Raw genomic sequence first — 14,410 nt, forward strand, 5'->3', positions numbered from 1 at the left:
ACCACACCCCCACCGCACCACATCACCCCGTTCGATACACCCGAGCACCCACCACCCCCCGACACCGGATCCGCCACAAACCGACCCACCGTCAAATCCACACGACCCTCATACCCCGAGCCACCTGCACCCCACCCACATACAACTCCCCCACCACACCCACCGGAACCGGCCGCAAACGCGAATCCAACACCAACACCCGCGTATTCCACACCGGCGCGACAATCGAACACCCACCCCCACAACACCCTCACCCGATGAAACGTCACATCCACCGACGCCTCGTCGGCCCGTACAAATTCACCAACTCCGCACCACACACCCCCGCAAACCGCCCGCCAACACCGACGACAACCCCCACCCGACACAAACACCCGACGCAAACCCGAACACCCCACCCCAACTCCCCCACGCTCAACTCCCCCACGAACACCTCCAACATCGACGGCACAAAATTGCACCACCGACAACCCCCACCGCTCGATCACACCCACCAAATACACCGGATCACGATGCCACCCGGATCCGCCACCACCAACCGCGCACCCACCATCAACGGCCAAAACAACTCCACACCGACACATCGAACGACACCGGCGTCTTCTGCAACACCACATCCCCACACCCAACGGAAACTCCCCTGCATCCACAACAACCGATTCACACCCCCGCATGCGACACACCACCACACCCTTCGGACGACCCGTCGACCCCGACGTGAACATCACATACACCGCATGCTCAGGCAACAACACCCCCAACCGATCCCCCCACCCCACACGAACCACCCGAAAACCCGAAACATCAACACAACCCACATCAACAAACCCCACCCCCACCGGCAAACACCCCACATCACCAAACCCGCGACAACACCACCACCGGATCACCACCCCCACCACAAACCCCACCCGCTCCACCGGCGCACCCACATCCACCGAACAAAACACCCACCAGCCCGCCACCACCGCAAACACCCGCCACCAACAACTCCACCGACCGCGCGACAACGCCACACACACCCCGCGACTCCGGACCCACCCCCAACGAAATCAACAACCGCGCAAAAACGATTCACCCGAACATCGAACTCACCCACGACAACACCACCCACCACACACCAACCCCCACCACCCACACCAGCAAACCGCCCATCCAACACATCCACCAACGTCAAACCCCCCACCACAACCCCCACACCATCCCAACCACCCACCACCAACCCACGCTCACCGGCGACAAACACGTCGACCTCACCGACCGGTGTATCCGCGTTCGCTGCGAAGGCGGCAAGAATCCGCGACATTCGCTGTGCAATGGTGTCGACCGCGGCGCGGTCGAATGCCGCCGGCTGGTACCGCAGGCTGACCTGCAGCGTCGGTTCCGCGACCGACAGCACGGTGAGCGGGTAATGCGTGGCGTCGCGGGCATTCACAGCGGTGACGCGCATACCGGCAATGTCGGTGTTCCCGCCCATCCCCGAGGTATCGATCGGATACGACTCGAAGACCGACAGTGTGTCGAACAAATTGCCTGTCCCTACGACAGATTGAATCGCGCCGAGTCCGACATAGTGATGATCGAGCAGAGCTGTCTGCTCGCTTTGCAGTCGAGCGAGCAGCTGCGTACACGTCTCGTCCGGATCCAGTTGCACTCGGACAGGCAACGTGTTGATCAGCAGCCCCATCATGTTTTCCACACCAGGCAACTCGGGTGAGCGGCCCGAAACCGTGACGCCGAAGACTACGTCGTCACGGGAAAGCATCCGAGACAGTAGGACACCCCACGCCGCTTGGATCACCGTGTTCATCGTGATCCCGCTCCGTTGGACCAGCGCACCGAGTCCGTCGCGCACCGAATCGGGTAGATCGACGGCAACCTCTTCGGGCACCAACTGCTCCGCGATCGGCGTCGAAGGCGCCAACAACGTCGGCTCGTCGACGCCTTCCAAGGCGTCCTCCCACGCCGCGACCGAGGTCTCCATATCGCGGTGCATCAACCATTCCAGATAGGTGCGGTACGGCGGAGTCTCGGGAAGATCGGACGGGGCCCTCTCGACCGGGAGACCGTCGGCCGCGTATCGCGTCAACAGTTCGCGAACCAGCAACGGTATCGACCAACCGTCGAGGACGATGTGATGGTTCGTCACCACCAACACGCACCTCGTCGGCGAGGTTCGCAGCAGCGTCAGCCGAAGCAGTGGCGGCGAAGCGAGGTCGAAGGGTGCACTGCGATCCTCGTCGAGGCGGCGCTCCAGATCTGCGTCGGTTGCCGATCCGCGATCACTCAGGTCGACCTCGGTCCAGGGAATCACTGCATCGTCGACAATCAACTGCACCGGTAGGCCGTTCACGTCGTAGAGAAACGCTGCACACAGATTCGGGTGGTTTGCGAGTAGTCCGGCAGCAGCGCCGCGCAAACGCTCGGAATCAACCGCTCCTTCGAGCTCGACGCACAACTGCGCTGTGTAGACGTCCGTCGACGTGGCCGCCAGTGAGGCATGGAACATCAGCCCGGCCTGAAGGGGCGACACCGACCAGACATCGTGCAATCCGGGGAAGTCGTTCTCCCAGCGTTCGATCTGTTGTTGGTCGACCGAGACGAGGGGAATGTCCGACGGCGTCAGACCGCCCGCATCAGGTCGCGACGCGTGCGCGGTGAGTCCGTCGAGCGCACGACGCCACAGTTCCGCGAACTCCGCGATGTCAGACCTGTCGAGCACTCCGCGGGGAAAGGTGAAAGATGCTGTCAGGCACGGCCCGTCGACGTGGTCCTCAACCGCGGCGTTGATGTCGATCACGGACGCCACAGGCATGGACGGGTTCTGGGTTCCGCCGAGCCTTCGATTGCCCTCCACCGGCAGCCAGTCCTGTGTTCCGTCAGAGGAGCTGATCCGGCCCAGATAGTTGAAACTGATCTGAGGAGAACGGAATCGGCCGAGTGGGTCGCTCTCGCCAGACAGGTACCGCAACATCCCGAATCCGATTCCATGATCGGGGATCGCACGGACGTACTCTTTGACAGCTTTGAGGGCCCGCCCGGCGTCGGCGCCACCGGCCAGTGCGTCGTCGACGTCGATTGCGCCGAGGTCCACGCGCACCGGGTAGAGCGTGGTGAACCAACCAACGGTGCGAGCGAGGTCTGCGCCAGGAACCACCCCTTCCTCGCGGCCGTGTCCTTCGAGAGTGATCAGGGCGGCAGCGGTGTCCATACCGCGGCGTCGTCGCCACCCGATCGAGGCCAACGCAACAGCGGTGAGGAGTCCGTCGTTCACGCCGGCGTGGAATGCCGCAGGAACCGTGGTGAGAAGGTTCCTGGTCGCCGAAGGCGAGATGTCCACTGTAACGGTGTCGACCGTGTCGTCGACGTCGATCGTGGGATCGAGTGGGCGCGAACCGATCAACGGGTCATCGCCGTCCAGGATCGTTCTCCACATGTCCAGTTCGACGCTCCGGTCGCCCACGTGCTCGACAAGCCCATGCGCCCATCGCCGGAACGACGTTCCGATCTGTGGCAGTTCGGGCGTGACACCGGCCTGGAGTTGTGCTGTCACCGACGCCAGGTCGGTGACCAGAATGCGCCACGAGACGCCGTCGACAACCAGGTGATGAATCACCACAAGTAGTCGGCCCCGCCCGGTCGACACGTCAGGTTTGTCGGCCAGGTCGAACCAGATCACGCGCACCATGTCAGCCGTGGCGGGATCCAAGCTGTCGGCCACGGCCTCGAGTTCTCCCGACGCCAAGGCCCTGAAACCTTCGTCGTCCACCGAATCGACAGCTACGCGGTGGATCAGTCCTTCGGCCGAGATCGAGCCGGGTGGTAAGACTTCCATGACCCGGTCACTCTCAACCAAGCGAGCTCGAAGCATTCCGTGGCGGTCCAGCAACACCTGGAGACCACGGACAAGGAGGTCCTGGGTGAGATCAGCGGGAGCTGTCAGCAAGAGCGCCTGGGAGAACCGTTTCACTCCGCCGCCACGCAGCCCGCCACTGCTGCGGTCGAGCATCCACTGCGCCACCGGGCTCAGTGGAACAGTTCCGACAGCGGATCCCGGTAGCTCCGCGAGTACATCAGGCCTGTCCTGCTCAAGGTGCGCCGACTCGGCAAGCGCGGCGACGGATTTGTGGTCGAAAACATCTCGGGGTGAGATGATCACACCCGCATCGCGAGCGCGGGCCACCAATTGGATGGACATGATGCTGTCGCCACCGAGCTCGAAGAACGAATCATGCACTCCTACCGCGTCGAGACCGAGAACCTGCGCGAACAGAGCGGCAAGAAGATTCTCGGTTTCCGTTCGCGGTGGCCGGTCGGGTGTGGCGGCGGACGAGAAATCGGGTGTGGGAAGCGCTGCGCGGTCGAGTTTTCCGTGAACCGTCAGCGGAACGGCGTCGAGCACCACCACCGCCGCCGGCACCATGTACGACGGCAGGCGCTTGCCTGCATGGGCGAGGACGTCTCGCGGATCGACACTCGCTCCGCGATCGGGAACCACGTAGCCGATCAACCGATCCCTGCCGTCGCCGTTCCAGACGGCCGTCACCGCCTGGGCCACGCGCGGGTGCGTCTGCAGTGCCACCTCGACTTCCCCGAGTTCGATGCGGAACCCACGGACTTTGACTTGGGCATCGGTGCGCCCGAGATACTCCAGCCGTCGGTCGGGCGTCCACCGCACGCGATCGCCCGTGCGATAGATCCGCGTTCCCGGCGCACCGAAGGGATCTGCGACAAACTGCGTGGCGGTCAACGGGTATCGCCGGTGATAGCCGCGAGCGAGAGCCGGCCCGGCAAGATACAACTCCCCCGCGACACCTACCGGTACCGCTCGCAGACGCGAGTCCAGCACTACCTCGCTGAATCCGCGAGTAGGTGTGCCGATAGTGACCGGGTCGTTCGGAGCCAGTGCCGCACTGATGCTCGACACGACAGTTGCCTCGGTAGGACCGTAGGCGTTGAACATCTTTCTGCCCGGAGCCCAGCGGGCCACCAATTCCGGCGGACACGCTTCCCCACCTGTCACGACACAACCGACAGTGGTGAGACCGTCTGGGTCGACGGACGTTAAGGCCGCCGGAGTCACAAAACAATGGGTGACGCGCTCGCGCTCCAGTAACGCCGCCAGTTCCGACCCGCCGTAGACGGTCGGTGGCACGATCACCATCGTGGCTCCAGCACCAACGGCCATCACGAGCTCGAGAACCGACGCGTCGAAACTCGGCGAAGCGAAGTGCAGAGTTCTGGATCGGGTCGTGGCGGCGAAGGTCTCACGCTCCTGGAGCGCGAAGTCGCTCAACCCGCGATGTGTGACCGTCACGCCCTTGGGTGTTCCTGTCGACCCCGACGTGTAGATCAGATAGACCGGATTGTCGATGCGAATCGGTGCCTTCCGATCCGCGTCGGTGACTTTCGATGGCGAGTACGCCCGCAGCCGTTCCTCGAAACCGGCATCGTCGAGGACCAGCCACGGCACGAGGCCGGACAATGCCGCGTTGTGAGCTCGAGACGTTATCCCCCACCCTGCACCGGAGTCGCCCAGCATGTGCTCGATACGAGCAGCAGGATGTCCCGGGTCCACGGGAAGGAATGCCGCACCTGTCTTGGCAATGGACCACACCGCCAGAACGGACTCGATGGAGCGTGGGAGACACAACGCCACCACCGATTCGGGACCCACTCCGGATTCGATCAGCATGCGGGCCAATCGGTTCGACTGCGCGTCGAGTTCGAGATAGGTCACTTCACGTTCCTCGAACACCAGCGCAACGGCGCCGGGATCCTGGGCAGTCGCCATATCTGTTGCTGCAGTCAGCAAATCCGGAAGGGTCTGAACAGCGGCGGAAATCTCACCTCGCACGGGTACCAGTTCGGCTGACTCATAGGCGTCGAGGATCTCGATATCTCCGATCCGTGATTGCGGATCCGTGATAACGCGCTCGAGAATCCGTTGCAGGCGGTCGACGAAGCCCGCTACCGTTTCCTCGTCGAAAATATCTGTGGCATATCCGAATTCGGCGCGAAGACCGTCCGATTCGCCGGCTGCGCCGGCATTCTGCGTCACCGTCAACTGAAGATCGAAGTTGATGGTGTCGATCTCGACGCCCACGTCGGTCACCTGCAGGTCGGGGAGTTCGAGTGCAGGCCGTTCGATGTCTTGGAACTCCAACATGACTTGAAACAGGGGCGAGTACGCCGTCGAACGTGAAGGATTCACGATCTCGACGACTCTTTCGAACGGCACGTCCGCGTGAATGAAGGCGCTCAGATCTACGTTTCGGACCTGGTCGAGGAAGTCTCCGAAAGTTGCGCCGCGGTCCACTGCAGTGCGCAACACCAAGGTGTTGACGAACATGCCCACCAGGTCGTCGAGTTCGCGCTCCCCACGCCCGGCGATGGGAGTTCCGACGGCTACGTCGTCCTCATCACTGAGCCTCGCCAGCAGCACTGCCAAGGCTGCGTGCACAACCATGAAGACCGTGGCGTTGTGTTTGCGCGACAGGGCAACCACACCGGCATGCACCTTCGGACCGAACACGAACCTGATCCGTCCGCGTCGAAGCGAACGCACATCAACACGCGGTCGATCGGTCGGAATGTCGAGAACCTCCGGTGCGCCCGCAAGATTCTCGGCCCAATAGCCGAGCTGTTTCGAGATCAGAGACCGAGAGTCCGATTCCGAGCCCAACCAACCACGTTGCCACAACGCGTAGTCGGCATACTGGATCCCGAGCGGCGCCCACTGCGGTGCCTCACCGTTCACACGGGAGGTGTATGCGCTCATGAGATCTCGGGCCAGCGGTACCGTGGAGAATCCGTCGGCGGCGATGTGGTGAATCACGATCACCAGGACATGCGAGTGGACCTGGTCGTCTCGCCGCAACAAGGTGGCGCGCATCGGGACCTGCTGCATGACGTCGAAACCATCCGAAACGATCTGCCGGCAACGCTCGCGCAGCTCTTCCTCTCCCTGCACAAGTATCGGTGCAAGATCCGATACCACCTGTGAGGTAGACATGATCACTTGACGCGGGCCGTCGTCAGTGAGAGGAAAAACAGTGCGCAAGGACTCGTGCCGCTCGACGACGTCGACAAATGCCGCGTGAAGTGCACTCAGATTCACTGTGCCGTCGAGCCTCAACGCGCACGCGACGTTGTAGGCGGCGGACTCGGGGTCGAACTGATTCGCAAACCACATTCGCTCCTGCGCCGGCGAAAGTGGGATATCCGTCGTCGTACCCCGCGGCCTCAACGCCGGCTTGGCCCCCTCTCCTCCGCGACACTGCGCCAACTCGGCCAGCGCTGCAACGGTAGAAGCATCGAAGACGTCACGAATGTTGATCCGTTCGCCGAGAACAGAATTCAATCGCGCAACCAGCCTGGCCGCACTGAGAGAGTTCCCACCCAGGGCAAAAAAGTCGTCGTTCACGCCCACCGTCGACGTTCCCAGCAGATCATCGAAGATTGCGGCAACCGTCTCCTCGACCGGCGTTCGTGGCGCAACATACTGCAGCGGTTGAGGTTCGAAGTTGACGTCCGGGAGGGCTTTACGGTCCAACTTCCCATGCACCGTCACCGGAAACTCCCCCAACACCACCACCACCGACGGCACCATGAACCCCGGAAGAGACCTCCGCACCCCTCCAACACCACCACCTCATCGACCACCACCCCCCACCTCACCCACCACAAACCCCACCAAAAATCCCCCACCCAACACCCGACCGCAACACCACCACCGCACCAGCCACCCCCACCTGAGCAGCCAACACCGCCTCCACCTCACCCAACTCCACCCGCTGCCCCCGCACCTTTCACTGAAAATCCGTGCGCCCCACAAACTCCAACACCCCACCACACCCCCACCGCACCACATCACACGTCCGATACAACCGAGCACCCACCACACCCGACACCGGATCCGCCACAAACCGACCCACCGTCAAATCCACACGACCCTCATACCCCCGAGCCACCTGCACCCCACCCACATACAACTCCCCCACCACCCACCGGAACCGGCCGCAACCGCGAATCCCAACACCAACACCCGCGTATTCCACACCGGCCGACCAATCGGAACACCCACCCCCACAACACCCTCCACCCGATGAACGTCACATCCACCGACGCCTCCGTCGGCCCGTCACAAATTCACCAACTCCGCACCACACACCCCCGCAAACCGCCCCGCCAACACCGACGACAACCCCCTCACCCGACACAAACACCGACGCAAACCCGAACACCCCACCCCCAACTCCCCCACGCTCAACTCCCCCACGAACACCTCAACATCGACGGCACAAAATGCACCACCGACACCCCCCACCGCTCGATCACACCCACCAAAATACACCGGATCACGATGCCCACCCGGATCCGCCACCACCAACCGCGCACCCACCATCAACGGCCCAAAACAACTCCCACACCGACACATCGAACGACACCGGCGTCTTCTGCAACACCACATCCCCCACACCCAACGGAAACTCCCCCTGCATCCACAACAACCGATTCACCACCCCGCATGCGACACCACCACCCCTTCGGACGACCCGTCGACCCCGACGTGAACATCACATACACCGCATGCTCAGGCAACAACACCCCAACCGATCCCCCACCCCCACCGAACCACCGAAAACCCCGAAACATCAACACAACCCACATCAACAAACCCCACCCCACCGGCAAACACCCACCATCACCAAACCCGCGACAACACCACCACCGGATCCACCACACCCACCACAAACCCCACCCGCTCCACCGGCGCACCCACATCCACCGGAACAAACACCCCACCAGCCCGCACCACCGCAAACACCGCCACCAACAACTCCCACCGACCGCGACAACGCCACACACACCCGCGACTCCGGACCCACCCCCAACGAAATCAACAACCGCGCAAAACGATTCACCCGAACATCGAACTCACCCACGACAACACCCACCCCACCACCACCAACCCCCCACCACCCACACCAGCAAACCGCCCATCCAACACATCCACCAACGTCAAACCCCCCACCACAACCCCCACACCATCCCAACCACCCACCACCAACCCACGCTCGGGCGCGCCCAAAATTTCCGTATCCCCTACTGGCACTGTCGGATCCGACACGACCGACCGGAGGAGGCGGACGAAACGCTCGCCGAACTCGGCGACTGTGGTGCGCTCGAAGATATCGGAGGCATAGGTGAAGGCGGCATCGAAACCCATGGGGACGCCGTCTTTGCCACGCTGCTCGGAGAGCGACAGTTGCAAGTCGAATTTGGCGACACCGACGTCGACTGGAACAACATCGACACCCAGTCCGGGTAGTTCGAGGTGGGGATCTGCGGTGTTCTGGAATTCCAACAGAACCTGGAAGAGCGGTGAGCGAGATGACGAACGCTCCGGCGCAACTGCATCGACGACTCGCTCGAACGGCACCTCGGCTTGTCCGAACGCTGCCAGATCGACTTCGCGAGTTCGTGCAAGGATCTCCTCGAAAGTCGCGGCGGTGTCAACGGTGATTCGCAGGACGACCGTGTTGACGAACATCCCGACCAGATCGTCGAGGACTTGCTCGGCGCGCCCTCCTACCGGAGTCCCGATCGCTATGTCCGGCGAGGCGCTCAGCCGTGCCAACAGAACCGCCAGCACTGCGTGCATCACCATGAACGGTGTCGTGTTGTGATTCCGAGCGAGTTCGAGGAGTTCACTGTGCACGTCTGCGGGCACCGAGAATCGGACCGATTCACCGCGCATGGATCGTTCCGCCGGTCTCGGTAGATCCAGCGGAAGGTCGATCACGTCAGGTAGACCGGCCAGGGTGGACGTCCAGTAGTCCAACTGCTTCGCCTCGAGAGTGTCCGGATCGTCGTCACTGCCGAGCAGTTCGATCTGCCATTGGCTGTAGTCGGCGTACTGCACAGGCAAAGGCGACCAGTCCGGTGCCCGTTTCGCAGCCCGCGCCGCGTAGGCGCGGGTCAGGTCTCGGGCCAGCGGCTCGAGGGATGCTCCGTCCGCCGAAATATGGTGAACTACCAGCGCAAGGACATGATCGTCCGGCGTGACCCGAAAAAGGGAGCCGCGCAGGGGCACGTTCGCGCTCACGTCGAACCCCTCGCGAGCGAGATCGGCGATGCGCCTGTCCAAGGCTTCCTCGTCCACGGATACTTCCCACGCGATCTTCGACGTCACGCGTTCCGAAGGCACTACTACCTGATGTGGGCCGTCGACCGACGCCGGGTAGACGGTACGGAGCGATTCATGCCGATCGACAACATCTCCCACCGCGCGCTGCATCGCAGCGACATCCAAGGCACCTGACAGTCGGACCACCATCGGAATGTTGTAGGCCGGGGACGACGTGTCGAACTGATTGACGAACCACAGGCGTCGTTGTGCCACAGACACCGGAATCTTGTCCCTGTACGAATGTGCCTGCAGGATTGGACGCTTCGAACGCGTGCGATCAACGCGGGATGACTTCGCATCCCGCACGTGACGGGCCAATGATTCGATAGTCGGTGCTTCGAACAAAGTCCGCACCCCGAAATCGATTTCTTCAGCGGCATTTACTCGAGCGATCAGCTTCGTGGCAATCAGTGAGTTCCCGCCCAGCTCGAAGAAGTCGTCACCCGCACCCACCGTCTCGACGCCTAGAACATCGGCAAAAATCTCGGCGAGCACTAGTTCCTCAGCGCCCTCGGGCGGTCGAAAGTCGTCCGACCGAGCATCGAACCGAGGTGCCGGTAAGGCAGCGCGATCGACCTTTCCCGCCGGAGTTACCGGCAACTCGTCGAGTAGAACAAATGCCGCAGGAACCATGTACGACGGAACACGGCTCGCGACGTACCGCGTCAGCTCGGCCGTCGAGAGCGCACTTCCGCCGGCAGGCACGACGTACGTGGTGATCATCGCTGTCCCGGAGGGAGCCGCCCGCGCCACGGTGACTGCATTCTCGACCTGCGGACACGACCGCACGACGCTGTCGATTTCCCCGAGTTCGATACGAAATCCGCGAACTTTCACCTGGAAGTCACTACGACCGACGTACTCGAGTCCACGGCCACGGCGCCACCGCACCAAATCCCCCGTTCGATACATCCGCTGCCCGGGGAGGCCGAAGGGGTCTGCCACGAATCGTTCTGCCGTCAACGCATACTTTCGGTGGTAGCCGCGTGCGAGCGCGTCTCCCGAGATGTACAGCTCGCCCACAACACCGTCGGGGACGGGGTGCAATCGCTGATCGAGCACGATCTCCTCGAAGCCGCGGAGCGGACCGCCCACTGTGATGTTCTCCGACGACACCATCGGCTCGCCGATGTTCGACATGACGGTGGTCTCGGTCGGCCCGTACGCATTGCACAGCCGTCGGCCGGGAGCCCACCGCTGCACAAGATCCGGCGGACAGGCCTCACCACCGACCACCACGTCGCCGAAGTCCGAAAGGCCCTCGGGCGAAACTGTTCCGAGCGCCGCAGTAGTGACAAAACCATGCGTGACACGCTGGGATTCGAGGAAGTGAGACAACTCGTCACCGCCGTAGATCGTGCTCGGCGCAATCACCATGGTCGCTCCGGCACCGAAAGCCAGCAGGTACTCGAAAATCGAGGCGTCGAAACTCGGGGTCGAGAAGTGCAACGTTCGCGCATCCTGGGTCGCACCGAACCGCGAACGCTGTTCGGCAGCAAGCGCTTCCAGTCCACGATGCGAGACCGTCACCCCCTTGGGGAGTCCGGTGGACCCGGACGTGTAGATCACGTATGCGGGATTGTCGGGCCGGATCGGGTGCACCCGATCGACATCGGAGATGGAACGCACGGACAACCGTGCAAGTCGGCCACGGAACTCGGCGTCGTCGATCGCTGACCAGGGAACCGAATCCGGCAAGCGATGAAGTTCCGCGACGACCGTGAGTCCCAGTACGGCGCCGGAATCGGTCAGCATGAAGCGAACACGTTCATCCGGATAGGTCGGATCCACCGGCACGAATGCCGCGCCGGCTTTGCTCACGGCCAACATCGCGACAACCGATTCGATCGAACGCGTCATACCCAGCGCCACAATCTTTTCCGGACCGATGCCGCGGTCGATCAATTCTCGGGCCAACTTCGAGGAACGCTCGTCGAGTTCTCGATACGTCAACTCGTCATCGAGATACGACAGGGCCACGCCGTCGGGGTGTGTGCGCGCCGCACCGTCGAACAGTTCGGCCAGGGTGCGGTGCGAAGCGCGAGGGTCACTGCGTACAGGCTGCATCGCGGATCGCTCGTCGTCGGACAAGATATCGATGTCGCCGACCATGATTGCCGGATCCGCTGTGACGGATTCCAGGACGCACGCGAACCGCAAACCGAGGCCGCGTACCGTCTCGGCGTCGAACAGGTCGGTGGCAAACGCGAGCGTCACCGTGATTCCGGACGGCGTACCCACCTCGTCGAAAGTCTCGACTGCAGACACTCCGAGATCGAAGCGGCCGAGGTCGGGAGGGTGCTCGTCAGCGCTGGCGACGGACTCGAACGTCACCTGTATCACCGGCGCATACGCAGGTACATCCTCCACCTCGAGCGATTCCGCCACCTGCTCGAGCCGTATCCCACTGTGCGGCAGCGCATTACTTCGGACCTCGACGGCACTGCCCAAGAGTGCCGTGAACGGCGTCTCCAGATCGACGCGACTCCGGATGGCGACGATGTTCGCGTCGGATCCCGCGGGCGTACCGATCACAACATCCGAAGCACCGGACAACCGGCTCACCAGGAGAGCAAAGCTCGCATGTAAGACCGCACGAGTGTCCGTCCCGAGATCACTCGCCATCGCCGTGATCCGCGCGTGGGTGTCGGCGGCGATCAGGACCTCAACCTGTGCACTGTCCAGCGATTGCGTTGCAGGCCTGGGTCGATCGAAGGGAAGTTGCAAAAGTTCGGGCGCCCCGGCGAGCTCATGTCTCCAATACTCGATGTGCCGGACTTCGCGTTGTCGTCGCTCGCCCTCTCGGGCCGTCGGGCCGTGAATGTCTGCGAGTTCGGCACCGGAATCAGACGCGATCAACTCTTCCAGCAAGCCGACAAAGTTCCGGTGGTGCTCGCGTAAACCCGCCTCCTCGTATCGGATCGGGTTTGCCCGGAAGTCGACACGCAGCCTGTCGCCGCTCGGATACACGTTGACCAGAAGGTCGTCCACCGGCCCGGAGGTGACGATGTGATACTCCCCAACCACCTCGCCCAACTGCACCTCCTGGCGAAACAGCATGACGTTGACCATGGGCCCGGCATATGAGTCTTCGCCTTCCAGACCGCTCGTCACGCCTGCGTCCCGACGGATGTCGTCGAGGCTGCAGCGCTGGTGTCGCAATGCACCCATGAGCTCATGCTGGACCTGGGCGAAGAGTTCACCGACGGTGTCGACCGCTGCGACACGGATGAGCAGTGGCGTGACGTTCACCATCATGCCGCCCGAGTCCCGCAGCACCGCCGTAGTCCGTCCGGACATCGGAACATGAATCTGGACAGTCTCTTTCGCCGTCATCCGCGCGAGGTACAACGCGAGCGCAGCGATGACCGGGGCAGCGTGGTTCTCGGATTCGTAGAGAAGGGCACAACTTCGGTCCGAGATCAGTGTGCTTTCGAGTCGGCTCTCGGTTTGCGCGGGCCCAGAAGCCTCCGCCAGGCTGGATCCAGCGAGGGTGGTATTGCGCTCAGCCCAGTACTCCCGGTCGGCGGCGAATCGATCCGACATTCTGTACCGCTCGTCGATGTCGTACAGCGTGCGCAGTGTCGCGGCACGACTCGGCTGCGAGTCCTTTCTCGCCGCCGAGGTTGAGTACCGATGCGCAATGCGGTTCATCATGGTCATGGCGCCGAAACCGTCGAGCGCAACATGATGGATGCGGCTGTACCACAGATAGTGCGCGTCACCCACGCGCAGCACAGCGGTCGCGACGATTCCGTCGACTGCCAGGTCGAGCTGCGTCCGGCAATCTCGGCGCATCCACCCGAGGGCATCCTCGATCGGATCGGGGGACCCACGGAAGTCGACCAAACCGACCGAGATTTCGGCCTTCTCATCCACGTACTGCATCGGGTGACCGTCGATCTCGATCACTTTGAGCAAAGGAGATTGAAACTCGTATGCCACCGCTCGCGTTTCGCGATCCAGCAGTTCGACGTCGAGTTCGCCGCGCAGCTCCACGTAGTGCGCTATCAGAATCGGGACTTCGGGATCGAATTGCTGAGCGAACCAGGTTGCCCGTTGGGCGGCCGAGAGCGGAAAGAGCGTCTCACCAGAAGGGTCGGTCCGACTTACCTCGAAGGGTTTCACAGCGCCCCGCCCCGCATGATCTCCGCGGCCGCCGAGTGCGTAGCCGCGTCCGAATCAACAGCGCGAAAGCAAGAGGCTGATCGCGCC

General features: G+C 62.7%; 1 protein-coding gene and 1 pseudogene. Both read right to left on the bottom strand.

Features of this window, described 5'->3' with window-relative positions; all coding sequences use genetic code 11:
* Positions 1-91: 91 nt before the first annotated feature.
* The gene (locus tag BH682_RS37190; protein WP_332328459.1) at positions 92-214 is read right to left on the bottom strand and encodes a hypothetical protein; all 123 of its coding nucleotides are present in this window, start codon (positions 212-214) and stop codon (positions 92-94) included.
* Positions 215-886: 672 nt separating this feature from the next.
* Positions 887-14,323 (bottom strand): annotated as a pseudogene (locus BH682_RS37300) (amino acid adenylation domain-containing protein).
* Positions 14,324-14,410: the final 87 nt, after the last annotated feature.

The sequence above is a fragment of the Rhodococcus sp. YL-1 genome, from assembly GCF_001942025.1.
Lineage (GTDB): Bacteria > Actinomycetota > Actinomycetes > Mycobacteriales > Mycobacteriaceae > Rhodococcus_F > Rhodococcus_F qingshengii.